The sequence below is a fragment of the Blastococcus sp. PRF04-17 genome (assembly GCF_023016265.1).
Lineage (GTDB): Bacteria > Actinomycetota > Actinomycetes > Mycobacteriales > Geodermatophilaceae > Blastococcus_B.
Window position 1 is genome coordinate 4,256,371 of the sequence record NZ_CP095412.1, and the last position, 23,909, is coordinate 4,280,279.

Annotated in this window: 27 protein-coding genes and 1 pseudogene; 17 read left to right on the forward strand and 11 right to left on the reverse strand. The window is 73.9% G+C overall.

Annotated features, from left to right (window positions below):
• Nucleotide 1: 1 nt before the first annotated feature.
• The 8 genes from rpmF (at nucleotide 2) to MVA48_RS21675 (ending at nucleotide 6,075) form a co-directional block, all read left to right on the forward strand.
• Nucleotides 2-181: a 50S ribosomal protein L32 gene (rpmF, locus tag MVA48_RS21640; protein ID WP_246983517.1), complete on the forward strand. Its 180-nt coding sequence runs from the start codon at nucleotides 2-4 to the stop codon at nucleotides 179-181.
• A 23-nt stretch (nucleotides 182-204) separates the two neighbouring features.
• Nucleotides 205-939: a ribonuclease III gene (rnc, locus tag MVA48_RS21645; protein WP_246983519.1), complete on the forward strand. Its 735-nt coding sequence runs from the start codon at nucleotides 205-207 to the stop codon at nucleotides 937-939.
• Nucleotides 940-943: 4 nt separating this feature from the next.
• Complete coding sequence (mutM, locus tag MVA48_RS21650) at nucleotides 944-1,819, forward strand: bifunctional DNA-formamidopyrimidine glycosylase/DNA-(apurinic or apyrimidinic site) lyase (RefSeq protein WP_246983521.1); 876 nt, start codon at nucleotides 944-946, stop codon at nucleotides 1,817-1,819.
• Entirely contained in the window at nucleotides 1,816-2,085 is a 270-nt protein-coding gene (locus MVA48_RS21655) for an acylphosphatase (protein ID WP_246983524.1), read from the forward strand. The genes mutM and MVA48_RS21655 overlap by 4 nt, the downstream gene beginning before the upstream one ends.
• Before the next feature lie 149 nt (nucleotides 2,086-2,234).
• Entirely contained in the window at nucleotides 2,235-2,426 is a 192-nt protein-coding gene (locus tag MVA48_RS21660) for a hypothetical protein (protein WP_246983526.1), read from the forward strand.
• 84 nt (nucleotides 2,427-2,510) lie between these two features.
• Complete coding sequence (locus tag MVA48_RS23665) at nucleotides 2,511-2,750, forward strand: AAA family ATPase (protein WP_256461106.1); 240 nt, start codon at nucleotides 2,511-2,513, stop codon at nucleotides 2,748-2,750.
• Entirely contained in the window at nucleotides 2,747-4,213 is a 1,467-nt protein-coding gene (locus MVA48_RS23670) for a hypothetical protein (RefSeq protein ID WP_256461107.1), read from the forward strand. Before MVA48_RS23665 ends, MVA48_RS23670 begins: the two co-directional genes overlap by 4 nt.
• Nucleotides 4,210-6,075, forward strand: a complete 1,866-nt coding sequence (locus MVA48_RS21675; protein ID WP_305852274.1) for an AAA family ATPase — start codon at nucleotides 4,210-4,212, stop codon at nucleotides 6,073-6,075. The genes MVA48_RS23670 and MVA48_RS21675 overlap by 4 nt, the downstream gene beginning before the upstream one ends.
• Nucleotides 6,076-6,085: 10 nt before the next feature.
• Here MVA48_RS21675 and MVA48_RS21680 read toward each other — a convergent pair whose 3' ends face one another.
• Genes MVA48_RS21680 through MVA48_RS21690 form a run of 3 tightly spaced genes read right to left on the reverse strand, consistent with a single transcriptional unit; the run spans nucleotide 6,086 to nucleotide 8,592 of the window.
• Entirely contained in the window at nucleotides 6,086-6,883 is a 798-nt protein-coding gene (locus MVA48_RS21680) for an endonuclease/exonuclease/phosphatase family protein (RefSeq protein WP_246983528.1), read from the reverse strand.
• Nucleotides 6,884-6,895: 12 nt separating this feature from the next.
• Entirely contained in the window at nucleotides 6,896-7,567 is a 672-nt protein-coding gene (locus MVA48_RS21685) for a hypothetical protein (RefSeq protein WP_246983530.1), read from the reverse strand.
• Nucleotides 7,492-8,592, reverse strand: a complete 1,101-nt coding sequence (locus MVA48_RS21690; RefSeq protein ID WP_246983532.1) for a DUF7800 domain-containing protein — start codon at nucleotides 8,590-8,592, stop codon at nucleotides 7,492-7,494. Before MVA48_RS21690 ends, MVA48_RS21685 begins: the two co-directional genes overlap by 76 nt.
• A gap of 49 nt (nucleotides 8,593-8,641) precedes the next feature.
• On the opposite strand from MVA48_RS21690, the gene ftsY reads away from it, so the two are divergent.
• Nucleotides 8,642-9,847 carry a signal recognition particle-docking protein FtsY gene (gene ftsY, locus MVA48_RS21695; protein WP_246983534.1) on the forward strand — a complete coding sequence of 402 codons (1,206 nt, stop codon included), beginning with the start codon at nucleotides 8,642-8,644 and terminating at the stop codon, nucleotides 9,845-9,847.
• A 64-nt stretch (nucleotides 9,848-9,911) separates the two neighbouring features.
• Here ftsY and MVA48_RS21700 read toward each other — a convergent pair whose 3' ends face one another.
• The 4 genes from MVA48_RS21700 to MVA48_RS21715 are packed head-to-tail and all read right to left on the reverse strand — an operon-like array spanning nucleotide 9,912 to nucleotide 12,445.
• Nucleotides 9,912-10,658: an energy-coupling factor ABC transporter ATP-binding protein gene (locus MVA48_RS21700; RefSeq protein WP_246983536.1), complete on the reverse strand. Its 747-nt coding sequence runs from the start codon at nucleotides 10,656-10,658 to the stop codon at nucleotides 9,912-9,914.
• Nucleotides 10,655-11,437, reverse strand: coding sequence for a cobalt ECF transporter T component CbiQ (gene cbiQ, locus MVA48_RS21705; RefSeq protein ID WP_246983544.1), 783 nt, complete (start codon nucleotides 11,435-11,437; stop codon nucleotides 10,655-10,657). The genes MVA48_RS21700 and cbiQ overlap by 4 nt, the downstream gene beginning before the upstream one ends.
• Nucleotide 11,438: 1 nt before the next feature.
• Nucleotides 11,439-11,750, reverse strand: a complete 312-nt coding sequence (locus MVA48_RS21710; protein ID WP_246983546.1) for a PDGLE domain-containing protein — start codon at nucleotides 11,748-11,750, stop codon at nucleotides 11,439-11,441.
• Nucleotides 11,747-12,445 (reverse strand): energy-coupling factor ABC transporter permease, encoded by a 699-nt coding sequence (locus MVA48_RS21715; RefSeq protein ID WP_246983548.1) that lies wholly within the window; start codon nucleotides 12,443-12,445, stop codon nucleotides 11,747-11,749. The genes MVA48_RS21710 and MVA48_RS21715 overlap by 4 nt, the downstream gene beginning before the upstream one ends.
• Nucleotides 12,446-12,647: 202 nt before the next feature.
• Between MVA48_RS21715 and MVA48_RS21720 the strand changes: the two genes are divergently transcribed.
• From MVA48_RS21720 to MVA48_RS21755, 8 genes are all read left to right on the forward strand, one after another.
• The gene (locus tag MVA48_RS21720; RefSeq protein WP_246983550.1) at nucleotides 12,648-13,979 is read left to right on the forward strand and encodes an ammonium transporter; all 1,332 of its coding nucleotides are present in this window, start codon (nucleotides 12,648-12,650) and stop codon (nucleotides 13,977-13,979) included.
• Nucleotides 13,976-14,314: a P-II family nitrogen regulator gene (locus tag MVA48_RS21725; RefSeq protein WP_246983552.1), complete on the forward strand. Its 339-nt coding sequence runs from the start codon at nucleotides 13,976-13,978 to the stop codon at nucleotides 14,312-14,314. The genes MVA48_RS21720 and MVA48_RS21725 overlap by 4 nt, the downstream gene beginning before the upstream one ends.
• A 43-nt stretch (nucleotides 14,315-14,357) precedes the next feature.
• Nucleotides 14,358-16,748, forward strand: a complete 2,391-nt coding sequence (locus MVA48_RS21730; protein WP_246983554.1) for a [protein-PII] uridylyltransferase — start codon at nucleotides 14,358-14,360, stop codon at nucleotides 16,746-16,748.
• Nucleotides 16,749-16,818: 70 nt separating this feature from the next.
• Nucleotides 16,819-17,010 carry a hypothetical protein gene (locus tag MVA48_RS21735; protein WP_246983556.1) on the forward strand — a complete coding sequence of 64 codons (192 nt, stop codon included), beginning with the start codon at nucleotides 16,819-16,821 and terminating at the stop codon, nucleotides 17,008-17,010.
• A gap of 58 nt (nucleotides 17,011-17,068) precedes the next feature.
• Nucleotides 17,069-18,634 (forward strand): signal recognition particle protein, encoded by a 1,566-nt coding sequence (gene ffh, locus MVA48_RS21740; protein WP_246983558.1) that lies wholly within the window; start codon nucleotides 17,069-17,071, stop codon nucleotides 18,632-18,634.
• Nucleotides 18,631-19,710: an amidohydrolase family protein gene (locus MVA48_RS21745; RefSeq protein WP_246983560.1), complete on the forward strand. Its 1,080-nt coding sequence runs from the start codon at nucleotides 18,631-18,633 to the stop codon at nucleotides 19,708-19,710. Before ffh ends, MVA48_RS21745 begins: the two co-directional genes overlap by 4 nt.
• 53 nt (nucleotides 19,711-19,763) lie before the next feature.
• Complete coding sequence (locus tag MVA48_RS21750; RefSeq protein WP_246983562.1) at nucleotides 19,764-20,798, forward strand: toll/interleukin-1 receptor domain-containing protein; 1,035 nt, start codon at nucleotides 19,764-19,766, stop codon at nucleotides 20,796-20,798.
• Nucleotides 20,702-21,337 carry a right-handed parallel beta-helix repeat-containing protein gene (locus MVA48_RS21755; RefSeq protein ID WP_246989337.1) on the forward strand — a complete coding sequence of 212 codons (636 nt, stop codon included), beginning with the start codon at nucleotides 20,702-20,704 and terminating at the stop codon, nucleotides 21,335-21,337. Before MVA48_RS21750 ends, MVA48_RS21755 begins: the two co-directional genes overlap by 97 nt.
• A gap of 25 nt (nucleotides 21,338-21,362) precedes the next feature.
• Here the strand turns inward: MVA48_RS21755 and MVA48_RS21760 are convergent, their stop codons facing one another.
• From MVA48_RS21760 to MVA48_RS21770, 4 genes and pseudogenes are all read right to left on the reverse strand, one after another.
• Complete coding sequence (locus MVA48_RS21760) at nucleotides 21,363-22,115, reverse strand: sensor histidine kinase (RefSeq protein WP_256461187.1); 753 nt, start codon at nucleotides 22,113-22,115, stop codon at nucleotides 21,363-21,365.
• Between the two features lie 480 nt (nucleotides 22,116-22,595).
• A complete protein-coding gene (locus MVA48_RS23675; protein ID WP_256461188.1) occupies nucleotides 22,596-22,943 on the reverse strand; it encodes a winged helix-turn-helix domain-containing protein in 348 nt (115 codons plus the stop codon).
• Between the two features lie 15 nt (nucleotides 22,944-22,958).
• Nucleotides 22,959-23,219, reverse strand: a pseudogene (locus tag MVA48_RS23680) (response regulator); the annotation flags it as partial.
• Nucleotides 23,220-23,265: 46 nt separating this feature from the next.
• Nucleotides 23,266-23,817, reverse strand: coding sequence for a hypothetical protein (locus MVA48_RS21770; RefSeq protein ID WP_246983572.1), 552 nt, complete (start codon nucleotides 23,815-23,817; stop codon nucleotides 23,266-23,268).
• Nucleotides 23,818-23,909 lie beyond the last annotated feature (92 nt).

Here is a 23,909-nt window from a genome sequence, read left to right on the forward strand (position 1 = left end):
CGTGGCTGTCCCGAAGCGGAAGATGTCCCGCGCCAACACCCGTTCGCGCCGGTCGATGTGGAAGGCCTCCGCGCCGACCCTGTCGCCGTGCCCGAACCGGGCCTGCGGCGCCCTCAAGCCCCCGCACCAGGCGTGCCCCACCTGCGGCCAGTACGACGGCCGCCAGGTCCTCTCGGTCTGAACTGACCGCTGAGTCGATCGTTCGTGGCGGAGGACGACCGGGTCGCGCCTGGTGGTGAGAAGCACGCCGAGCGGGCTGCCCAGTGGCTCCGGGACGCGCTCGGCGTCGAGCTGCCCGACGGGCTCCTCGGCCTGGCGCTGACCCACCGGTCGTTCGCCTACGAGAACGGCGGGCTGCCGACCAACGAGCGCCTGGAGTTCCTGGGCGACTCGGTGCTCGGCCTCGTCGTCACCGACGAGCTCTACCGCAGCCAGCCCGACCTGCCCGAGGGGCAGCTGGCCAAGCTGCGGGCGTCGGTCGTCAACATGACCTCGCTGGCGCGCGTCGCCCGGCGGCTCGGCGACGGGGGCATCGGCCCGCACCTGCTGCTCGGCCGCGGGGAGGAGACCACCGGCGGGCGCGACAAGGACTCGATCCTCGCCGACGCCCTCGAGGCGCTCATCGGAGCCGTGCACCTGGGCTGCGGCCTCGAGGCGGCCGGCGCCCTGGTGCACCGGCTGTTCGACCCGCTCCTGGTCGAGGCGGCCACCCGCGGCGCCGGCCTGGACTGGAAGACCAGCCTCCAGGAGCTCGGCGCGGCCCGTGGCCTCGGCGCCCCCAACTACGAGGTCGAGGACGACGGCCCCGACCACGCGAAGACGTTCACCGCGGCGGTCAGGCTGGCCGACACGGTCTACGGCCGCGGCGCCGGCCGCACCAAGAAGGCGGCCGAGCAGGAGGCCGCAGAGGCGGCCTGGCGCGCGCTCTCCGAGGTGTAGACCCGTGCCCGAGCTACCGGAGGTCGAGGTCGTCCGGCGCGGCCTGGAGCAGTGGGTCGCCGGCCGGACGGTCGCGTCGGTCGAGGTCCGCCACCCCCGCGCCGTCCGCCGCCACCTCGAGGGCGCCGACTCCTTCGTCGCCCAGCTGACCGGCCGCACGCTCACCGCCGCCCACCGGCGCGGCAAGTACCTCTGGCTCCCGCTGGCCGAGCCCGACGGGACGCCGTCCGGCCGCGCCCTGGTCGGCCACCTCGGCATGAGCGGTCAGCTGCTGGTCGAGAAGCCGTCCCAGCCCGACGAGACCCACCTGCGGGCCCGGTTCACCTTCACCGACGGCGGACGCGAGCTCCGCTTCGTCGACCAGCGCACCTTCGGCGGGCTGGTCGTCGAGGAGGCCGACGGAGACGAGGTCCCGGCCCGGCTCGCGCACATCGCGATCGACCCCCTGGACGACGCGTTCGACGTCGACGCCTTCTCGGCTGCGCTGCGCCGACGGCGCACGGAGGTCAAGCGGGCGCTGCTGGACCAGACCCTCATCGGAGGCGTGGGCAACATCTACGCGGACGAGGCCCTGTGGCGGGCCCGCCTGCACGGGGCGCGGCCGACCGGGAAGCTGACCCGCGCCCAGGTGGCCGACCTGCTCGACGGCGTCCGCGACGTGCTGGGGGAGGCGCTGGCGCAGGGCGGCACCTCCTTCGACTCCCTGTACGTCGACGTCAACGGGCAGAGCGGCTACTTCTCCCGCTTCCTGGCGGTCTACGGCCAGGCGGACCGGCCGTGCCCGCGGTGCGGGAGCGCCATCCGCCGCGAGTCGTTCATGAACCGCTCCAGCTACAGCTGCCCGACCTGCCAGCCGCGTCCGAGAGGGCGCCGGTCGTGAACCGGCGCGCGGTCGCCGTCGTCTCCGGCCACGTGCAGGGCGTGGGCTACCGCTGGTTCGTCCGCGAGCTGGCCACCGCCGCCGGTCTCAGCGGGTCGGCGACCAACCTGCCCGACGGGCGCGTGGAGGTCGTGGTCGAGGGACCGGCCGACGACGTCGAGGCGCTGCTGGACGCCCTGGACGGCCCGCGGGCGCCAGGGGCGGTGCGCCGGGTCGACCGCCGGCTGGAACCGGTGCAGGGCATGCGCGGGTTCACCACAGCGTGACGAAGACGACACTCCTCCGCCACGGGGAGTAGGCAGGTCTCGCGTTGACCAGCGTCTCCGGGCCTGTCACCCTGGGGATACCACAGCTCGCGCCGACCGACATCCGGGGCGCCGGGCTCACCTCCTCGCTCGGAAAGGCCGCTTCAGTCATGGCCAAGGCCCTGTTCGGTCACGTCGTCGCACCCGCGGAGCTGCGAGTAGCCGAGGAGAACGCGGTCCTGCGCGCCAAGGTGCGCCGCCTGGAGCAGGAGCTCGCCGAGCTCCGCGCGCAGCGGGACGCCGCGATCGCCCACGAACTGCTCTCGATGGCCGGCGACAACGCCGAGCCCGCGCTCGCCTGAACAGCCGAACCTTTCCGTCACACACGTAGCACAGGCCGCTGATATGCGCGGCTCGGAGCCTTCGCTCCGTTAGGTTGCCGTTCTGTGCACCTCTCCAGCCTGACGCTCAAGGGCTTCAAGTCCTTCGCGTCCGCCACCACCCTGCGGCTGGAGCCGGGGATCACCGCCGTCGTGGGTCCCAACGGGTCGGGCAAGTCCAACGTCGTCGACGCCATCGCCTGGGTCCTCGGGGAGCAGGGTGCGAAGAGCCTGCGCGGCGGCAAGATGGAGGACGTCATCTTCGCCGGCACCGCCGCCGCCCCGCCCTCGGCCGGGCCGAGGTGACGCTCACGATCGACAACGCCGACGGCGCGCTGCCGATCGAGTACACCGAGGTGTCGATCACCCGCCGCATGTACCGCTCCGGTGAGAGCGAGTACGAGATCAACGGCGACAAGGTGCGCCTGCTCGACGTCCAGGAGCTGCTCAGCGACTCCGGCATCGGCCGCGAGATGCACGTCATCGTCGGCCAGGGCCAGCTCGACGCCGTCCTGTCGGGCCGGCCGGAGGACCGCCGCGCCTTCATCGAGGAGGCGGCCGGCGTCCTCAAGCACCGCAAGCGCAAGGAGAAGGCGCTCCGCAAGCTCGACGGGATGCAGCACAACCTCGACCGGCTCGCCGACCTCACCGCCGAGCTGCGTCGCCAGCTCAAGCCGCTGGGCCGACAGGCCGAGGTGGCCCGGCGTGCCGCGGGGGTGCAGGCCGACCTGCGTGACGCGCGGCTGCGGCTGCTCGCCGACGACCTGGTCCAGCTGCGGGAGGCCCTCGACCGGGACGTCGCCGACGAGACGGCGGCGCGTGCCCGGCGAGCCGAGGTCGAGGCCGAGCTGGCGGCGGCAACGCAGCGCGAGGCCAGCCTGGAGCGGGAGCTCGCCGCCTCCGCGCCGCGGCTCCAGAACGCATCGGAGACCTGGTACCGGCTCTCGGCGCTGTCCGAGCGCTTCCGCGGGGTCGGCCAGCTCGCCGCCGAGCGGCACCGCCACCTGGCGGCCGCCGCGCCGGCCGCCTCGGCCGGGCGCGACCCCGACCAGCTCGAGGCCGAGGCCGATCGCGTCGCCGCGACCGAGACCGAGCTGGCCGCCGGCCTGACCGCCGAACGCGAGCGGCTGGGGTCCGTCGTCTCGGCGCGCGCCGACCTCGAGGCGGAGCTCGCCGAGGCCGAGCGTGCCTGGGTGGCCGCCGCCCGAGCGCTGGCCGACCGCCGGGAAGGCCTCGCCCGCCTCTCCGGCGAGGTCGCTGCCGCCCGCTCCCGCGTCACCGCCGGCGAGGCCGAGATCGAGCGGCTGGCCCTCGCCGCCGGCGAGGCCGCCGACCGCGCCGAGGTGGCCGCCGACCGGCTGGCCGACCGCCGCGGCCAGCTCGCGGGCCGGGAGGACGACGACGTCGCGCTGATCTCCGCGCACGAGGACGCCGTGGCCGCCCACGCGGAGGCGGCCCGGGTGGTCGCCGAACTGACCGAGGCGGAGCGGGGCGCCGAACGAGACCGCGCCTCCTGGCAGGCGCGACGGGACGCGCTCGCCCAGGGCCTGACGCCGGTCGACGGCGCGGCCGCGGTGCTCGGCTCCGCCCTCGCCGGCGTGTTGGGACCGGTCGCCCAACGGCTCTCGGTGCGGCCCGGTGACGAGGTCGCGATCGCGGCGGCGCTGGGCGGCATGGCCGACGCCGTCGTCGTCGCGGGGATCGCCGAGGCGGCCGCGGCGCTGGCCCACCTCAAGGACACCGAGGGCGGCCGCGCCGCCTCCTGGTGACCGGCGGCCTGCCGCCGGTGCCGCGGGACGGCTGGCCGGAGCTCCCGGACGGCGCCCGGTGGGCGCTCGACGCCGTCACCGCCCCGGCCGAACTGCAGCCCGCCCTCGCCCGTGCCCTCGAGCGCGTCGCCGTCGTGCCCGACCTCGACGCCGCGGTCGCCCTCGTCGGCACCCATCCCCGCGTGCGCGCCGTGACCGCCGTCGGCGACCTCATCGGCGCCGACTGGGCGGTCGGCGGGCAGAGCGACGCGCCGGCGCAACTGGTCGTCAAGGCCCGGGTGGCCGAGGCGGAGGAGCAGTTCCGGTCCGCCGAGGCCCGTGCCGCGGCCCTCGTCGAGCGGCTGGCCGCGGCCCGGGACGCGGCAGCTCTGCGGTCGGCCGACGTCGACGCCGCGCTCGCCGCCCGTCAGGCGTCCGACCGGTCGCGGTCGGCGGTCGCGGCGGAGCTCGCCGAGCTCGGGGCCGCCGCCCGGTCGGCCGCCGCCGAGGCCGAGCGGTCGCTGGCCGCCCGGGTCCGGGCCGAGGGGGACCTGGAGCAGCGGCTGGCCGCGCTCGGCGCGCTCGAGCGGCGGCTCGCGGAGGCCGAGGCGGCGCCGGTCGAGGAGGAGCCCTCCACCGAGCTCCGGGACCGGCTGCGCGCCGAGGTGGCCGCCGCCCGCCAGTCGGAGACCGAGGCACGGCTCGCCGTCCGGACCGCCGAGGAGCGCGCCCGTGCGCTGCACGGCCGCGCCGAGTCGCTGCGCCGGCAGGCCCGCCAGGAGCGCGAGGCCAGAGAGCGTGCGGCGAGGGCCCGCGCGGCCCGGGAGCGGGGCGCGGGGGTCGCTGCGCGGGTCCGTGCGGATGCGGAATCGGCGCTGGCTGCGCTCGCCACCTCCCTGACGCGGGCCGCCCGGGAACGGGACGAGCTGGCCTCGGCCCGCAGCTCCTCCGAGGCCGAGCTGCTGGAGGTGCGCACGAGGGTGCGGGCGGCCACCGCCGAGCTCGACCGGCTCACCGACGAGGTGCACCGCGACGAGGTCGCCCGCGCCGAGCAGCGGTACCGCATCGAGGCGCTCGAGGGTCGGGCGGCCGAGGAGTACGGCGTCGACCTGCCGACCCTCCTCGCCGAGTACGGCCCCGCCGCCCCCGTCCCGCCGACCCCGGCGCAGGTGGCGGCCGCCGAGGCGGCGGGGGAGCCCGGGCCCGAGCCCGTGCCCTACGACCGCGCGCGGCAGGAGCGCCGGGCGGCCCAGGCCGAGCGGGACCTCGCCACGCTCGGCAAGGTCAATCCCCTCGCCCTGGAGGAGTTCGCGGCGCTCGAGGAGCGGCACGGCTTCCTCGCCACCCAGCTCGAGGACCTCAAGTCCACCCGCCGCGACCTGCTGACCGTCGTCCGGGAGGTGGACGAGCGCATCCACGACGTCTTCGCCTCGGCCTTCACCGACGTCGCGAAGGAGTTCGAGCAGGTCTTCGCGACGCTGTTCCCGGGTGGCTCGGGGAAGCTCGTGCTCACCGACCCCGAGGACCTGCTCACCACCGGTATCGAGGTCGAGGCCCGGCCGCCCGGCAAGAAGGTCAAGCGGCTCTCGCTGCTCTCCGGCGGCGAGCGGTCCCTCACCGCGGTGGCCCTGCTGGTGGCGATCTTCCGGGCCCGGCCGTCGCCCTTCTACGTCCTCGACGAGGTCGAGGCCGCGCTCGACGACGTCAACCTGGGCCGGCTGCTCACGCTGGTGGAGCAGCTCCGCTCGACCTCGCAGTTGATCGTCATCACCCACCAGAAGCGGACGATGGAGATCGCCGACGCGCTCTACGGAGTGAGCATGCGCGGCGACGGCATCACCGGCGTGATCAGCCAGCGTCTGCGGGAGCTCGAGAGCGCGTGACGGGGGACCGCTAGACCCCGCTTGGCACGAGCAGGTCGACCAGCAGCGGCAGGTGGTCGGAGGCTCCTTCGGAGTCCAGCACCTGTGCCGAGGCCACGGTGACGCCGTGGGTGACCCACACCTGGTCGATGCGGCGGTGGGGGCTGTGCGCCGGGTGGGTGAGGCCCTCGTCGCGCTGCCAGAACCGCCAGCCGGCCTGGTCGTCGCGGTCCTCTGCCAGCTCCCAGGCGTCGTCGAAGCGGCCCTGCAGGGCGGCCAGCTCCGGGGCGTCGGGCCGGGCGTTGAAGTCGCCGACCAGGACGCCGGCCGCCATCGAGTCGGTGTGCAGGGCGGCCAGCGTGCCCACCTGCTCGGCCCGCCGCGCCGGGTCGCCGGTGCTCAGGTGCGTGTTGGTCACCCACAGCGTTCCGCCGTCCAGCTCCAGCATGGTGCGCAGCGCGCTGCGCGGCTCGCCTGTCCCGGGGAGCCGGTGGACGTCGCTGACCAGGATGGGCAGCCGCGAGAGCAGCGCGTTGCCGTACTGACGTGGCCGGCCGTCGGCCCGGGGCTCGTCGATGGCGGGGCCCCAGGCGAGTTGCATGTCCAGCGCGCGGGAGAGCAGCAGTGCCTGGTCGACGTCCTCGCTGCGGTCGCCGAAGTAGCGGTCGACCTCCTGCAGGCAGATGACGTCGGCCTCGACCGAGTGCAGCACCTTGGCCAGTCGCGGCAGGTCGTGGCGCGCGTCCTCGCCCACGCCGTGGTGGGTGTTGAACGTGATCAGGCGCACCGGGATCGGTGGCTGGTCGGGCCCCGGCGCCGGTTTGGTCATGGCTCCAGCTTGTCAGGCCCCCGCGAGGGAGAGGTCGAGCACCTCGGCGAGTTCGGTGGCTCCCTTCTCGCTGACCGACAGCCGGAACCGCGCCTCGCGGCCGGTCAGCACCAGCTCACCGATCTGGTTGCCGAAGTAGGGGCCGGCCTGCTTCTCCCACGCCAGCAGCGTGGGCTCGGCGCGAGCCAACCGCACCAGCCGCTCGGTGAGCCGGCGCGCCCGCCGGCTCCAGCCGATCGTGAACCCGACCCGGATCGGGTGCGGCGCCTGGTTGTGCAGCGGGGACACCGTCAGCTGGTGCACGCGGCCGGTCAGGTCGTCCGGCGCCACCAGTTCAGCCGCGTAGGCGTGGTGGACGTCGCCGGAGAGCACCAGCGCCGTCGACGGCGCCCGGCCGTGGGCGCCACGGGCCACGGCCGTCAGCGCGGCGCCCAGTCGCTCGAAGGAGTGCCCGAAGGCCGCCCAGTGCTCGAGGTCGGAGGCCTGGCGCAGCGCCTCGGCGAGCCGGCCGCGCAGCCGTCCGTGGTGCCGCACGTTGAGCGTCTCGTTCCAGCGCTCGAGGTTGTGGATCGCGTGCGGCAGCAGCCAGGGCAGCGACGTGCCCACGATCAGGTGCTCGACGCCCTCCTCGACCGCCCGGGCCATCGCGGCCTCGACCCAGTCGAACTCCGCGTCGTCGAGCATCCGGCGGTCCGATTCCTCGAGCACCCGGCCGGCGCGGGTGTCGACCATGAGCAGCCGGGCCTCGCCCCAGTGCCGTACGAAGCTCCACCGGATGCTGGTCGGGTCCTCGTCGGCGCGCTGCGCCATCTCCCGCAGCACCGGCTCGGCGTCCCGGTCGGCGTCCGGGGGTCCGCCGACAGGCCCTGGATGGCCTGCCAGGTCTTGTTCTCGGCCAGCTCCTGCGGGCTGAGGTTGCCCAGGTGCTGGTAGATCCAGTAGCTCATCAGGCCGCCGGTGATCCGCCCCTGCCACCACGGCTCGCGGGTCATCTTCTCGCGCCAGGCGGCCGAGGTGTTCCAGTCGTCGATCATCTCGTGGTCGTCGAAGATCATCGACGAGGGGATCGTCGAGAGCAGCCAGCGCACCTGCGGGTCGCGCCAGGACTCGAAGTAGAGCCGGGTGTACTCCTCGAAGTCGGCGACCTGGTCGCGCGGCGCTCCCGACCTCTCCTGCCGGCCGTGCCGGCGACGGTGCAGCAGGGACTTCGTCTCGTGGGTCAGCTCGTCGGCGTAGACCTGGTCGCCGAGCAGCACCAGTGCGTCGGGCCACTGCTCCTGCGGCTGGGCCGCCACCTGCTGGGCGTAGAGATCGAGCGCGTCCGGCGGGATCCCCGCGGAGCGCCCGACGGTGCGCGGGCTGGCGTAGCGGCAGGACCCGAACGCGAGCCGGAAGGAGGCGGTCCCGCCCGGGGTGCGGATCCGGCTGGGTGGGAACGCGGAGTCCGGCTCCGGCCAGACCGGCACGCCGTCCAGCCAGACGTCGTAGGGCGTGGCGCTGCCCGGCTCGAGGTCCTCGACCAGGACCAGGGCGTAGTGGTGACCACCGACGCGGAAGGTCCGTGCCGTGCGGCCGAGCACCTCGACCTCGCACGCCCGGTCCGTCTCCACCCACACGGTGGCGGAGACGGGATCGACGTGCCGCAGCAACGGACCGAGGAGCAGGGTCGGGCCGTCCTGCGTCGGCGGGTGGTGGCCGGGGAGGGACATACACCCAGACTGGCGCACCGGCCTGGGAGCTGCCTGGGAGACTGGCCGCATGGAATTCGTGATCGTCGCGATCGCCATCCTCGTCGTCGCCCTCGTCGCGGGGGTGGCTCTGCTCGTCGGCCGCGGACGGCGGACCACCCGGCTGGACGACGACGCGGCCGCCGGCACGACGCTCACCCGGCCGAGCGGGGCCACCGCCTCGGGGCTCGGGGTGCCTCCCGTCGAGCGGCCCCTCGACCAGCCCGACGCGGTCACGCCCGACGCGCCGCCCGCCGTCGAGCTGCCGCCGGCCGAGCCCGAACCGGGACTGGTCTTCGAGACGCCCCCTCCGTCGGCCGGCCGCCTGGTCCGTCTCCGCTCGCGGCTGGCGCGCTCGCAGTCCTCGCTCGGCCGCGGCCTGCTCACGGTCCTGGCGCGCGAGAAGCTGACCGAGGACGACTGGGAGGAGGTCGAGGAGACCCTGCTCTCCGCCGACATCGGCGTGGCCGCCACCCAGCAGATCGTCGAGCGGCTGCGGACCAAGTCGATGGTGCTGGCGACCGCGTCCGGTCCGGAGCTGCGCGAGCTGCTCGTGGACGAGCTGACCGCCGTCCTCGGGCCCGATCTCGATCGCTCCCTCGGCACCGACCGGCACGAGGGGCGTCCGGGTGTCGTCCTCGTCGTCGGCGTCAACGGCGCGGGCAAGACGACCACGGTCGGCAAGATCGCCCGTGTGCTCGTCGGCGACGGGAAGAGCGTCGTCCTCGGGGCGGCCGACACCTTCCGTGCGGCGGCCGCCGATCAGCTCGAGACCTGGGGCGAGCGGGTCGGGGTGCTGACCGTGCGCGGCCGCGAGGGCGGCGACCCGGCCTCCGTGGCGTTCGAGGCGGTGCGCACCGGCACGGAGGGCGAGGTCGACGTCGTCCTCGTCGACACCGCCGGCCGGCTGCACACCAAGTCCGGGCTGATGGACGAGCTGGGCAAGATCAAGCGGGTCGTCGAGAAGCAGTCGCCGGTCACCGAGGTGCTGCTGGTGCTCGACGCCACCACCGGCCAGAACGGGATCGTGCAGGCCCGGGTCTTCACCGAGGCGGTGACCGTCACCGGCGTCGTCCTCACCAAGCTCGACGGCACCGCCAAGGGCGGCATCGTCGTCTCGGTGCAGCGGGAGCTCGGTATCCCCGTGAAGCTGATCGGGCTCGGGGAGGGCGCCGACGACCTGGCGCCGTTCGAGCCCCGGGCCTTCGCCGAGGCCCTGGTCGGCGGCGCCGATTAGCAGAAGGACCCCCTCCTCCCCACCCCTCGCACGCTCGGGGCGGTGCCCTGGAGGAGGCCACCTCTCAAGCGCTACTGGGGTCGAACCCGTAGGGCAGCTCCAGGCGGTGGCGGGCGAGGAGGCCCGGGTCGGCCAGCAGCTCCCGGGTCGGTCCGTCGGCGACGATCACCCCGCCGTCGAGCACGACGGAGCGCGGGCACAGCTGGAGTGCGTAGGGCAGGTCGTGGGTGACCATCAGCAGCGTCACGGGCAGCGCCTGCAGCACCTCGGCCAGCTCCCGGCGCCCGGCCGGGTCCAGGTTCGACGACGGCTCGTCCAGCACCAGGATCTCCGGGTGCATGGAGAGCACCGTGGCCACGGCGACGCGGCGCCGCTGCCCGAACGACAGGTGGTGCGGGGGGCGGTCGGCGTAGCCGGACATGCCGACCTGCTCCAGCGCCGCGGCCACCCGCTCGGCGACCTCGGGCTCGGATAGGCCGAGGTTGCGCGGGCCGAAGGCGACGTCCTCGCCGACCGTGGGCATGAACAGCTGGTCGTCGGGGTCCTGGAAGACGATGCCGACCCGGCGGCGGATCTCCTGCAGCGAGCTCTTCGCCACCGGGAGCCCGGCCACACCGACCCGGCCCCGGCCGGGGGTCAGGATGCCGTTGAGGTGGAGGACCAGCGTCGTCTTGCCCGCCCCGTTGGGGCCGAGGAGCGCCACGCGCTCGCCCCGCTCGATCCGGAGATCGACACCGAAGAGGGCCTGGTGGCCGTCGGGATAGGCGAAGGCGACGTCCTCGACCAGGAGGGACGGCGGGGGAGCGCTCACCCCAGCACGATGCCGGTGGCGAGGACGGCGACGGCCGCGAGCGGCAGGGCCAGGGCGGTCGCCCACGCCGACGGCGCGACGGGCGCGGCGGGCCCGGCCGGCAGCCGGCCGGTGTAGCCGCGGGACAGCATCGCGAGGTGCACCCGCTCGCCGCGCTCGTACGTGCGGACGAACAGTGACCCGACGGCGGGGCCCAGCACCCGCAGCGCGCCGAGCCGTCCGCCGCGGAAGCCGCGGGACTCCCGGGCCACCCGCATGCGGTGCAGCTCGCCCCCGACGACGTCGACGTAGCGGACCATGAACAGCAGGATCTGCACCATGACGCGGGGGAGCCGCAGGCGCTCCAGTCCCCGGACCAGTTCCCGCGGCTCGGTGGTGGCCGCCAGCACGGTCGCGGCCAGCACCGACAGCGTGGCCTTGGCCAGCAGCCCGCCGCCCGACTCGAGCCCCGGCCGCGACAGCGACAGCCCGAGGAGCTCGATCCGGGGTCCCGCCGCGAGGAAGGGCATCAGCAGGGCGAACCCGACGAAGGGCAGCTCGACCACCAGCCCCCGCGCCAGCCGGCCGGGCGTCACGCCGGCGACGGCGGCAGCGGTCAGCACGGCGAGCAGGTGTCCCGCGTAAGCGGCGGGCGCCCAGGAGGCGTGCACGGGCGTCGCCACGACGGCCAGCGCGAACCCGAGGACCGCGACGACCTTGACGTGCGCCGGCAGGCGGTGGACCGCGCTGGAACCGGCGAGGAAGCGGGCGCCGAGCGCGCCCGCCGGGACCGCGGTCACGTCACTCGCGGGTCTCGGCGGGACGTCGGCCGCGCAGCACCCAGGTGAGGCCGCCCGCAACGCCCAGCACCGCCACGACCCCGATCACTCCGGCGGCCCCGCCCGACAGCCGGCTCTCCTCGCCGCCCAGCTGGTAGTCGGCCAGCGGGGAATTCGCCGTGGCGCTGTCCTCGGCGGTGTGGGCGAAGCCGCTCTCCTCGGCCGACCACTCGAGCCCGTCGGGGGAGGAGCTGGCGTACCAGCTGCCCACGCCGGCGACGAGCAGGGCGAGCACGAGGCCGGCGATCCACAGCGCGCGGTTGCTGCGGGTCATCGGGTGACCGCCGACGGCTCGACGCGGCGGTCCTGCAGGGAGGTCGCCGTCCGGAGGTGCTGCCCGCCGTGCACCAGATCGGGCCGGACGGCCAGCACGGAGCCCACGACGACGACGGTGATTGCCGCCTCGCCGAGCCCGATGAGCAGGTGGACGCCGCCCATCGCGGCGAACACCGGTCCGAGCGGCACGTCGGTGCCGCCGACGGAGAAGAGGCCCACGAAGGCCAGAGCCGCCGCCGGGACGGAGAGGAACGCCCCGGCGAACGTCGCCGCCAGCACGCCCGGACGGCTGGCCGGCAGAACCGCCCGCAGGAGGCGGAAGGTGCCGTAGCCCAGTCCGACGGCGACCACGGCCATGAGCGTCACGTTGGTCCCGAGTGCCAGCAGCCCTCCGTCGGCGAACAGCAGCGCCTGCACCATGAGGACGACGGTCATGCACAGGACAGCGGTCCACGGACCCACGAGCACGGCCAGGAGGACCGCACCGATGAGGTGACCGCTGGTGCCCGCCGCGACCGGGAAGTTGATCATCTGCGCGGCGAAGACGAAGGCGGCGGTCAGGCCGGCCAGCGGAGCGGTCCGCTCGTCGAGCTCGTCCTGGGCCCTGCGCAGGGCCAGCGCCACGGTGCCCGCGGCGAGGACGCCGGTGGCGACGGACGTGGGTGCGTCGAGGAAACCATCGGGGACGTGCACGTCGGCGACCTTACTGCGAACAGTTTGCAACAAGCCAGACGGGTGGCTGCGCAACACGACCGGAACGCAACGGCTGGACACGCGGGCGGGAGTTCACCGTCCCGAAACGCGACGTGGACCGCGGCAGAAACACGCCGACGGCACCGTGACGACCACCAGATCCGCCGGGTCCCCTCGACCCTGACTCTTTCAGGAGGTTGCCGTGGTCAACACCGGCGACACCGCCTGGATCCTCACCAGCGCGGCGCTCGTGCTGCTGATGACCCCAGGCCTCGCGCTCTTCTACGGCGGCATGGTCCGCGCCAAGAGCGTCCTCAACATGATGATGATGAGCTTCGGGGCGCTGGCGCTGATCAGCGTCCTGTGGGTGCTCTACGGCTACTCGATCGCCTTCGGGAACGACGTCGGCCTCGGCCTGCTCGGGAACCCGGGTGAGTTCTTCGGCCTCGAGGGCCTGATGGAGGACACCACCAGCGAGGAGGGCGGCCTGCCGGTCATGGCGTTCGTCGGCTTCCAGGCCGTCTTCGCCATCATCACCGTCGCGCTCATCAGCGGAGCCATCGCCGACCGCGCCAAGTTCGGCGCGTGGATGGTCTTCGCCGGGATCTGGGCCACGATCGTCTACTTCCCGGTGGCGCACTGGGTGTTCGCGTTCGACGGTGACGACGTCGTCGGCGGCTGGATCGCCAACGACCTGCTGGCCCTCGACTTCGCCGGCGGCACCGCCGTCCACATCAACGCCGGGGCGGCCGGCCTCGCGCTGGCCTTCGTGCTCGGCAAGCGCCGCGGGTTCGGGCGTGAGGCCATGCGGCCGCACAACCTGCCCCTGGTCATGATCGGCGCCGGCCTCCTGTGGTTCGGCTGGTTCGGCTTCAACGCCGGTTCCGCGCTGGCCGCGAACAACACCGCGTCGGTCGCCTGGGTCAACACGCTCGCCGCCACGGCCGCCGCCATCCTCGGCTGGCTGCTCGTGGAGAAGATGCGTGACGGCCACTCGACCTCGCTGGGCGCGGCCTCGGGTGTCGTCGCCGGCCTGGTTGCGATCACCCCGGCCTGCAACGCGGTCTCGCCGATCGGGGCGATCATCATCGGTGTGATCGCCGGTGCGCTGTGCGCCCTGGCCGTGGGCCTGAAGTACACGCTCGGCTACGACGACTCACTCGACGTCGTCGGCGTCCACCTGGTGGGCGGCCTGTGGGGCACCATCGCCATCGGCTTCCTCGGGACGGCGGCCGCCCCCTCGGGTGTCGACGGCCTCTTCTACGGTGGTGGCGTCGACCAGTTGTGGCGTCAGGTCGTCGGCGCCCTCGCGGTGCTCCTCTTCTCCTTCATCGTGACCTGGATTATCGGCACGGTCATCCAGAAGACGATGGGCTTCCGGATCACGGAGGAGGACGAGGTGACCGGCATCGACAACGTCGTCCACGCGGAGTCGGGATACGACTTCGCCTCGCTCGGGAGCAGCGGTTCCACTGCCCCACTGGCCGGCCAGGCTCGCGCCGAGGCCCGTAGCACGGAAGGAAGCCGGGCATGAAGCTCGTCACCGCGATCGTCAAGCCGTTCAAGCTCGACGACGTCAAGAACGCCTTGGAGCTGATCGGCGTCGCCGGGCTCACCGTCAGCGAGGTCCAGGGCTTCGGCCGTCAGCGCGGGCACACCGAGGTCTACCGCGGCGCCGAGTACCAGGTGGACTTCGTGCCCAAGGTCCGCATCGAGGTCGTGGTCGGCGAGCTCGACGCCGCTCGCGTGGTGGATGCCGTCGTGGAGGCCGCCTCGACGGGGCAGATCGGTGACGGCAAGGTGTGGGTGACGACGATCGACGAGATCGTCCGCGTGCGCACCGGTGAGCGCGGCGACGACGCGCTGTAATCCGAGGGCACCGTCAGGCCGGTCGACACTTCGAGGGGGATCCGTGCCCGACCTCGAGGTGTTGGCCGGCCTGACGCGCGCCGAGCGGGTCGAGGCCCTCGACGGCTGGCTGGCGGTGCTGCTGGCCGACGCCGTCGCGGGCACCCCGCCGCCCAGGCCCCGCCGCGGCGCGCCCCCACCCCGCACCGGCACCGAGGGGCTCGCGCTGGTGGCGGTCGGCAGCCTGGGCCGTCGGGAGATCCCGCCCTTCGGTGACCTGGACCTGGTCCTGGTCCACGAGAACCGTCCCGAGATCGCCGCCATCGCCGACGCCCTGTGGTACCCGATCTGGGACGCCGGGGTACGCCTCGACCACTCGGTCCGGTCGATCGACGAAGCGACCTCCGTGGCCGCCACCGACGTCAAGGCCGGACTCGGCCTGCTCGACGTCCGGCTCGTCGCCGGCGACGCCGAGCTGGCCGCCCGGCTGCGGGCGGCGACGCTCGCAGCCTGGCGCCAGGCGGCGTCCCGGCTGCTGCCGCAGCTGCGCGACCTCCGCCGCGGCCGGGCCCGCCAGGTGGGGGAGCTCGCCTTCCTGCTCGAGCCCGACCTGAAGGAGGCGTACGGCGGCCTGCGCGAGGGACAGGTGCTGAGGGCCGTCGCCGCCGCGCAGCTCGGCGACGAGCCGTCGGCCGAGATCGAGGCGGCCTACGCCCTGCTGCTCGACGTCCGCGACGAGCTGCGGCGGCGCACCGGCCGCCCGGGGGACGTGCTGGTCCGGCAGGAGCAGCGCCCGGTGGCGGTCGCCCTCGGCATGGCCGACGAGGACGTGCTGCTGCGGGAGGTGAGCCTCGCGGGCCGGCGGCTGGCGTTCGTCGCGGACGAGAGCTGGCGGCGCGTCGAGTCGACGCTGGTCCGCCGTCCGCGCGGGCGCTACCGCCGGGTGCGTCGCGAGCCGCTCGCGGAGGGGGTCGTCCGGCAGGGCGACGAGGTCGTGCTGGCCCGGGACGCGCGTCCCGCCGGGGACCCGGGGCTCCTGCTGCGCGCCGCGGCCGCGGCCGCCCGCGCCGACCTCCTGCTCTCGCCGTACACGCTCAAGGTGCTCGCGGTGCACAGCCCGCCGACACCCGAGCCCTGGCCGCCAGAACTGCGCTGGTCGTTCCTCCGGCTGCTGGCCAGCGGCCGCTCCGCCGTCCCGGTGCTCGAGCAGCTCGACCAGGAGGGCCTGCTCTCCCGGCTGCTGCCCGAGTGGGACGCCGTCCGGTCGCTGCCGCAGCGCCATCCGTGGCACCGGTTCACAGTCGACCGTCACCTGGTGGAGGCCGCCGCGGCCGCCGCCGAGCTCACGCGGGACGTCGACCGCCCCGATCTGCTCCTGGTCGCCGCACTGCTGCACGACATCGGCAAGGGCTGGCCGGGGGACCACAGCGTCGTGGGCGAGCCCATCGCCGAGCGGATCGGCGCGCGCATGGGCTTCGCGCCACCGGACGTCGCCACGCTCGCCGCGCTGGTCCGTCACCACCTGCTGCTGCCCGACACCGCCACCCGGCGCGACATCGACGACCCCGCGACGGTCGACCGCGTGGCGGCGACCATCGGCGACGACCCCGCGGTGCTCCAGCTCCTGCACGCGCTGGCGCAGGCCGACGGCGCGGCGACGAGCGCGTCGGCCTGGTCGCCGTGGAAGGCGCACCTGGTCGCCGCCCTGGTGGCGCGGGTCCAGGCGAAGCTCGACGGAGGGCAGGTGGTCGAGCCGGAGCCGGTCCTGCACCCGGGCGGCGCGCAGGTCGTCGCACCGCTGCCCGATGCGCCCGATGCCAGTGGGGCGGTGACGGTGGGGATCGCCGACGTGGCCGACGGGCAGCAGGTCACCGTCCGTGCGCCCGACCGTCCGGGGCTGCTGAGCACCTGTGCCGGCGTACTCGCCCTCAACCAGCTCGACGTCCGGGCCGCGAAGATGACCGTCGAGGACGGCTACGGCACCGGTGTGTTCGCCGTCCGCCCGCGGTTCGGCCGCGCCCCCGTGCCCGAGATACTGGCCGACGCCGTCCGCGCTGCCCTGGAGGGCACGCTTCCGCTCGCCGAGCGGCTCCGGCAGCGGGAGGCCGACTACCGGGAGGACGGCGCCCGGTCTGCGCCCCCGCGCATCTCCTGGCACGATGCCGAGGCCAGCGGGGAGGCCACCGGGATCGTCGAGGTCCGAGCCGCCGACCGGGCCGGGCTGCTCTACCGGCTCACCGCGGCGATCGCCGCCGAAGGGCTCGACGTCACCTCGGCGCGCATCGAGACGCTCGGTGGCGACGCGGTCGACAGCTTCTACGTCTGCGACCCGTCCGGCTCACCGGTCGACGCCGATCAGCGCGAGCGGGTGGAGGCCGCCCTCGTGGCGGTCATCCGGGGGCCGACCGACGCGGGGACATCCCGGACCGCGGACACGCCGCGTCAGTTCCACTGAACCGTCGGTAGGGCGTGCGACCGTCGAGGCGGACCGGGACGGACCGGTCCGCCTGGCGAGAGGAGTGTCCATGGACAGCCGGCTCTGGCCCTGCCCCTCGTGCGGCGAGGTCACCGTTTTCGTCCAGCCGCCGTGCGCCGACGGTCACACCGACGAGGGCGGCGAGTGCCCCGAGTGGGCCTGTGCCGAGTGCGGGTCGGCCTTCGTGATCGGCGACGCGGCCGTCGTCGCCGACGTGCTGCGCCTGCAGCGGGCCGCCTAGCTACCCTCGGGGTCGGACGGCGCGACGTGCTCGCGCCCGTGACTGCTGAGGACGTGCTGTGTTCGAGACCCTCTCCGACCGCCTGGACAAGGTCTTCGCCGGCCTGCGGGGCAAGGGTCGGCTGACCGACGCCGACATCGACGCGACCGCGCGCGAGATCCGGATCGCCCTGCTCGAGGCCGACGTGGCGCTGCCGGTGGTCCGGGCCTTCATCAACTCCGTCAAGGAGCGCGCCCGCGGCGCCGAGGTCTCGCAGGCGCTGAACCCGGCGCAGCAGGTCATCAAGATCGTCAACGAGGAACTGATCGGCATCCTCGGCGGCGAGACGCGGCGCATCCGGCTGGCCAAGCAGGCCCCGACGGTGATCATGCTGGCCGGCCTGCAGGGCTCGGGCAAGACGACCCTCGCCGGCAAGCTCGGGCGATGGCTCAAGGGTCAGGGTCACACTCCGCTCCTGGTGGCCGCTGACCTCCAGCGGCCCAATGCCGTCAACCAGCTCTCGATCGTCGCCGGGCAGGCCGGCGTCGACGTCTTCGCGCCCGAACCGGGCAACGGCGTGGGCGACCCGATCCGGGTCGCCGCGGACTCCATCGAGCACGCCCGCCGCACGATGCACGACGTCGTCGTCGTCGACACCGCGGGCCGGCTGGGCATCGACGCCGAGCTGATGGCGCAGGCCGCCGGCATCCGCGACGCCGTGCAGCCCGACGAGACGCTGTTCGTGGTCGACGCGATGATCGGCCAGGACGCGGTGAACACCGCGACCGCGTTCCAGGAGGGTGTCGGCTTCTCCGGCGTCGTCCTGACCAAGCTCGACGGTGACGCCCGCGGCGGTGCCGCGCTGTCGGTCCGGTACGTGACCGGCCAGCCGATCATGTTCGCCTCCACCGGCGAGAAGCTCACCGACTTCGACGTCTTCCACCCCGAGCGCATGGCCTCGCGGATCCTCGGCATGGGCGACGTGCTGACCCTCATCGAGCAGGCCGAGCAGACCTTCGACGCCGAGCAGGCCGAGCGCATGGCCGGCAAGCTCGCCTCGCGCGAGGGCTTCACGCTCGAGGACTTCCTCGAGCAGATGATGGCCATCCGCAAGATGGGCCCCATCGCGAACCTGCTGGGCATGCTGCCCGGCGCGGGGGCGATGAAGGAGCAGATCAAGAACATCGACGACCGCGACCTCGACCGGACCGCGGCGATCATCCGCTCGATGACGCCGGAGGAGCGGGTCAACTCCAAGATCATCAACGCGTCGCGGCGGGTGCGCATCGCCAATGGTTCCGGCGTCAGCGTCACCGACGTCAACCAGCTGCTGGAGCGGTTCGCCCAGGCCCAGAAGATGATGAGCCAGATGGCCGGCAGCATGGGCCTGCCGGGCATGGGCCCGATGTCGAAGAAGGCCCGCGGCCGCCAGATGCAGGCCCAGTCGAAGAAGGGCAAGAAGGGCAAGGGGAAGGCCAAGGGTGGCGCACCCCGGCGTCCGATGGGCCCCCCGGGCCTGCCCCCGGGCGGTGGACTCCCCGGTGGCCTGCCGGGTCTGCCCCCGGGCTTTCCGCAGGGGCAGGGGCTCCCGGACCTCACCAAGCTGAACTTCGACCAGTTCAAGGACGACCGGCCCGGCCGGTGACCGCCCTCCACCTCTCCGGTGTGGTCCTCCCCGAGGGGGAGCACCGCGACGTCTGGGTGCGCGACGGCCGGTTCACCCTCGACCCGGTCGCCGGCGCGGAGACCGTCAGCCGCGGCGGCTGGCTGCTGCCCGGGCTGGTCGACGCGCACTGCCACGTCGGAGTCGCCCACGGCGGCCGGCACGTCTCCGACCTCGGCGAGCTGCGGGAGCAGGCGCTCACCGACCGCGCTGCGGGCGTGCTGGCGCTGCGCGACTGCGGCTCGCCGGTCGACACCCGGGTGCTGGACGACGACCCCGAGCTGCCGCGGATCATCCGGGCCGGCCGGCACATCGCCCGCACCCGCCGCTACATCCCCGACCTCGCCGTCGAGCGGGAGCCGGCCGACCTCGCCGACGAGGTGCGGGTGCAGGCCCGCCGCGGCGACGGCTGGGTGAAGCTCGTCGGCGACTGGATCGACCGCGACAAGGGCGACCTCGGCCCCGAGTGGCCGCGCGAGGCGGTCGCGGCGGCCATCGCGGCCGCGCACGAGGAGGGTGCCCGGGTCACCGCGCACACCTTCGGCACCGACGCCCTGCCCGACCTGATCGCGGCCGGCATCGACTGCATCGAGCACGGCACGGGCCTCACCGAGGACCTGATCGGCGAGATGGCTGCGCGGGGGACGGCCGTCGTCCCCACCCTGGTCAACGTCGAGAACTTCCCGAGCTTCGCGGCGGCAGGGGAGAAGAAGTTCCCGAGCTATGCGTCGACGATGCGGCGGCTGCACGCGAACGCCGGTGCCGTCGTCCGGGCCGCCTTCGACGCCGGCGTGCCGGTGTTCGCCGGCACCGATGCCGGTGGGCAGCTGCCCCACGGGCTGATCGTCGAGGAGATCCGGGCGCTGCGGTCGGCGGGGCTGCCGCCCGCGGCCGCGCTGGGCGCCGCGTCGTGGGGGGCCCGGTCATGGCTCGGCCTGCCCGGCATCGAGGAGGGCGCACCCGCCGACGTCGTCGTCTACGAGGCCGACCCACGCGCCGACCTGGACACCCTCGCCCGGCCGCAGCGGCTCCTGCGCAACGGGCGGGTCGTCGCCTAGGGGCCGACCCGGCCAGATGGGGGGGATCGATGACGGGCACGGTGGCAGCGTTCATGAGCTACGTGCACCTCGACGATGAGCACGAAGGCGGCCAGCTGAGCCAGTTCCGGGCACGGCTGAGCGCCGAGGTGCGGATGCAGACCGGTGAGGATTTCCCGATCTTCCAGGACCGGAACGACATCGCCTGGGGGCAGAACTGGCGAAGCCGGATCGAGGAGACGCTCGACTCGACGACCCTGCTGATCCCGATCATCACGCCGAGCTTCTTCCGCAGCCCGGCCTGTTGCGAGGAGGTGTCGCGGTTCCTCGAAAGGGAGCGTCGCCTGAACCGGACGGACCTGATCCTGCCGGTGTACTACATCTCCGCGCCGGAGCTGGACGATCCGACCCAACGCGAGGCCGATCCGTTGGCCCGGGTGCTCGCCGAGCGACAGTTCGGCGACTGGCGGGAGCTGCGGTTCGAGCCGTTCAGCGCGCCGGCAGTGCGCAGGGCGCTGGCAAACCTGGCGGGGCGGCTTCGCGACAGCTTCTGGCGAGTGGAGACGTCCGGCGAGCCGGCGTCCCGACTCGGCGTCGCTGTGGCCCCGCGCGGCCGCAAGGCGTCCGACGGCGGTGAAGCGGAGGCGGGAGGGCCGGCAGGCGCTGGCAGGCGTCCCGTGGTCAAGAAGGAGCCCCCGACGCACGTCGTGGACCCATTCCATCGCGGTGACTTCGCCACCATCGGCGCCGCGATCGAGGCCGCCAGCCCGGGTGACCGCATCCTGGTTCGGCCCGGCTTGTACGAGGACGCTTTGGTGATCGACAAACCGCTCGAGCTGCTCGGCGACGGCGATGTCTCCGACATCGTGATCCAGGTTGCTAACGGCACGGCGTTGATGTTCCGCGCCAACATCGGTCGGGTGGCGAATCTGACCATCCGCAACTTCGGCGAGGAGCCCCCGGGTTCGGAGTCGACATCATCCAGGGACGGCTCGAGCTCGAGGGCTGCGACATCTCGAGCCGCGGCAGGTCCTGCGTCGCCGTACGCAGCGGCGCGGACCCTCGCCTGCGCCGGAATCACATCCACGACGGCGCTCGGTGTGGCGTGATCATCATGGACAACGGCTTGGGGCTCTTGGAGGACAACGACATCCATGGCAATGCCTACGCCGGCGTGGAGATCAAGAGCGGTGGGAGCCCGACCCTGCGCCGTAATCAGATCTACGACGGCAAGGCCGGTGGCGTCTACGTCCATACCAATGGCACGGGTCTGGTGGAGGACAACGACATCCATGGCAATGCCTACGCCGGCGTGGACATCGCGAGAGGAGGTAATCCGACGCTGCGCCGGAACCGAGTCCACGATGGCAAGGGATCCGGCGTGTACGTCCACGACGACGGACTGGGACTCATCGAGGAGAACGAGATCTACGGCAATGCCAGGGCCGGCGTGACGGTGCGGTCCGGCGGCTCTCCCACCGTCCGGAGTAATCGGATCACCGGCAACGGATACGAAGCACTGTGGGTGTACGAAGGCGGCGGCGGCGTCTTCGAGAGCAACGATCTCCGCGACAACACGCGTGGCCCATGGGACCTCGCAGCGGACTCCAAGGCGAAAGTGGAGCGCAGAGGCAACATCGAGAAGTGAGCCCGGCCGGCACCGGGTCGTCGGCCTAGGGCGTGCCCAGGTCCATCCGCACGGTCGTGCCGTGACCGGAGGAGTCGATCCGCAGGCCGCCGCCGCTCGCCTCGGCCGTCCGGCGGGCGATGTCGAGACCCAGGCCGGTCGACCCGCCGCCGCTGCGCCCCCGGTCGATGGCGTCGACGGGCATGCCGGGTCCTGCGTCGCGCACCGCCACCTCGGCGCCGCCGTCCGGCCGTGCGCCGACGCGCACGGCCAGCGGTGTTCCGTCGGGGGTGTGGGCGCAGACGTTGCCGAGCAGGGCGTCGAGGGCAGCGGCCAGGTCCGCCGCCGCGACCCGGAGGGGGACCGGTTCTGCGGACAGGTCGACGTCGAAGCGCCGTCCCTCGTCCTCGGCGAGCACAGACCAGAACCGCGCCCGGTCGGCGACGACGGCCACCGCGTCGCTGCCCTCGCCCAGACCCTCCCGGACGGGCCGGCGCGCCTCGCTGATCACCTCGTCGATGCCGCGGCTGACCGCGTCGACGTCATCGAGCAACCGCTCGCGGTCGACCTCGGGCAGCGCCTCGACGTCCAGCCGCAGCGCGGTGCGCAGCCGGTGCGCGAGGTCGGCGGCGGCCCCCCGCTCGGCGACCAGCAGCTCGCCGATCCGGTCGGCCAGGCGGTTGACCGCCGTGGCGACCTCGCGGACCTCGGGCGGGCCGTCCGGGGTCGCGCGCGCGGACATGTCGCCGCTGCCCAGGCGGTGCGCCGTGCGGGCGAGGTCGGTGACCGGCCGGGTCAGCGAGCGCGAGCAAGCCGGTCGGCCACCACCAGCGCCAGCGCGAGGAGGAGCACGCCGGTCCCGCCAGCACGAGCCAGGTGCGTGTCACTCCGGCGCGCAGCTGGTCCCGTAGAACGAACACCTCGATCACCGCGGTCTGGTCGCCTCGCCGCACAGGCTGGAGCAGCCGTGTTCCGTCGTCCTCCTCCTCGATCGTCGACGTGGTCGGGACGCCGGTGTCCGGGCCCGTGTGGTCGCCGAGCCAGGTGCCGTCCACCCAGCGCACGGCTACCGCTAGCTCGCCGGCGGTGCCCAGGAGGGCCGCGGCGACGTCCTCGCGGGCGTTGAGCCCGACGGTCGGGGTGAGGAACTGCAGCTGCGCCTGGGCGGCGTCCAAGGCGCGGGCCTCGGCGACCCGCGCCACCAGGGAGGCGGCCGGCAGCAGGAACGCCACCAGGACGATGGAGGTCGTGGCTGCCACCAGCAGGGTGATCCGGCGCCTCACGGCTCAGGCACGGCGAGTCGGACCGCCACCCCGCAGACGGTCTGCAGCATCTTGGGCTCGGCCCCGGTCTCGCCCAGCTTGCGCCGCAGCCACGACATGTGGACGTCGACGGTCTTGTCGGACCTGCCGTAGGGCAGCTGCCACACCTCGCTGAGCAGCTCGCGCTTGGACACCAGAGTGCCGGCTCGTGCGGCGAGGTACGCCAGCAGGTCGAACTTCTTCGGCGACAGCTCGACCGACTGACCGGCGTGGGTGACCCGCCGGTTGCGCGGGTCCACCGTCAGCTGGCCGACGGTCACCGGCGCCTGCGCCGCGTCGGCCACGCCCGCGGCCCGGCGCAGCACGGCCCGGATCCGAGCCTCCAGCTGGTCGGCGCGGAAGGGCTTGTGCACGTAGTCGTCGGCTCCGGCGTCGAGCGCCTGGACGACGCTGTCGTCGTACTCCCGGGCCGTGGCCACGATGACCGGCACCGTGGAGACGCCGCGCAGCATGCGCAGCAGCTCGCTGCCGTCGAGGTCGGGCAGTCCCAGGTCGAGGACGACGAGGTCGGGGCGCTCGTCGACGGCCTGCTTCAGCCACGCGAGCGCGGTGCCGGCGGAGCTGACGGCGTGCCCGCGCTCCCGGACGGCGCGGAGGAGGGCGGACGGATGCGCTCGTGGTCCTCGATCACCAGGAGCTGGGCCACGGGCCGACGCTAGCGCCGGGAGTACCGGATGCGGCCGAGCGGAGTGCGTTCTCGACCCGCCCTTGGGGTCGTCTTAACCCGCTCGGCTGCAGCTTTGTCCCCATGAAGCGCACGCTCGCCCTCGGTGCGGCCTGGACCGGCTCGGCCGCCGCGGCCGTCGGCCTCGGGTTCCTGGCCGTCTCGCTGGTCGACGCCTCGGCGTCGCTGGCCACCCAGCCGGCCGCCAGCGGCGCCGGCACCTCGGCGTCCGCGACGCCGACCTCGGCCGGAGCCCCGGCCAGCTCGGGACAGCAGTCCACGGTCGGTGGCACGGTGTTCGCCTCGTGCGTCGGGAGTACGGCCGACCTGGCGAGCGCGGTCCGGCGGCGGGGGTGGGTGGACGACTCCTCCGAGCCCGGCGAGGTGGAGTTCCGGAACGGCAGCGTGAAGGTCGAGGCGCACGCCGTCTGCGTCGACGGCGGCCCGCGGTTCACGGTCGAGGGCCCGCGCGCCGACGAGCGGGGTGGTGGCGGGTCGTCCTCCTCGCCGTCCACGACGCCGTCCTCCGGACGAGACGACGACCGGACGAGGACGACGACTCCTCGGCCAGGTCGGCGGTGGTCACGGGTCCGACGACTCCGGCCGG

Excerpts from the sequence above, each read along its gene's own strand:
- MVA48_RS21750 (WP_246983562.1), top strand. The coding sequence starts at position 19,764 with ATGAGCTACGTGCACCTCGACGATGAGCACGAAGGCGGCCAGCTGAGC.
- MVA48_RS21685 (WP_246983530.1), bottom strand. The coding sequence starts at position 7,567 with ATGCTCGACGACGCGGAGTTCGACTGGGTCGAGGCCGCGATGGCCCGG.
- MVA48_RS21725 (WP_246983552.1), top strand. The coding sequence starts at position 13,976 with ATGAAGCTCGTCACCGCGATCGTCAAGCCGTTCAAGCTCGACGACGTC.
- ftsY (WP_246983534.1), top strand. The coding sequence starts at position 8,642 with ATGGAATTCGTGATCGTCGCGATCGCCATCCTCGTCGTCGCCCTCGTC.
- MVA48_RS21690 (WP_246983532.1), bottom strand. The coding sequence starts at position 8,592 with ATGTCCCTCCCCGGCCACCACCCGCCGACGCAGGACGGCCCGACCCTG.
- MVA48_RS21710 (WP_246983546.1), bottom strand. The coding sequence starts at position 11,750 with ATGACCCGCAGCAACCGCGCGCTGTGGATCGCCGGCCTCGTGCTCGCC.
- MVA48_RS21735 (WP_246983556.1), top strand. The coding sequence starts at position 16,819 with ATGGACAGCCGGCTCTGGCCCTGCCCCTCGTGCGGCGAGGTCACCGTT.
- MVA48_RS21660 (WP_246983526.1), top strand. The coding sequence starts at position 2,235 with ATGGCCAAGGCCCTGTTCGGTCACGTCGTCGCACCCGCGGAGCTGCGA.
- MVA48_RS21680 (WP_246983528.1), bottom strand. The coding sequence starts at position 6,883 with ATGACCAAACCGGCGCCGGGGCCCGACCAGCCACCGATCCCGGTGCGC.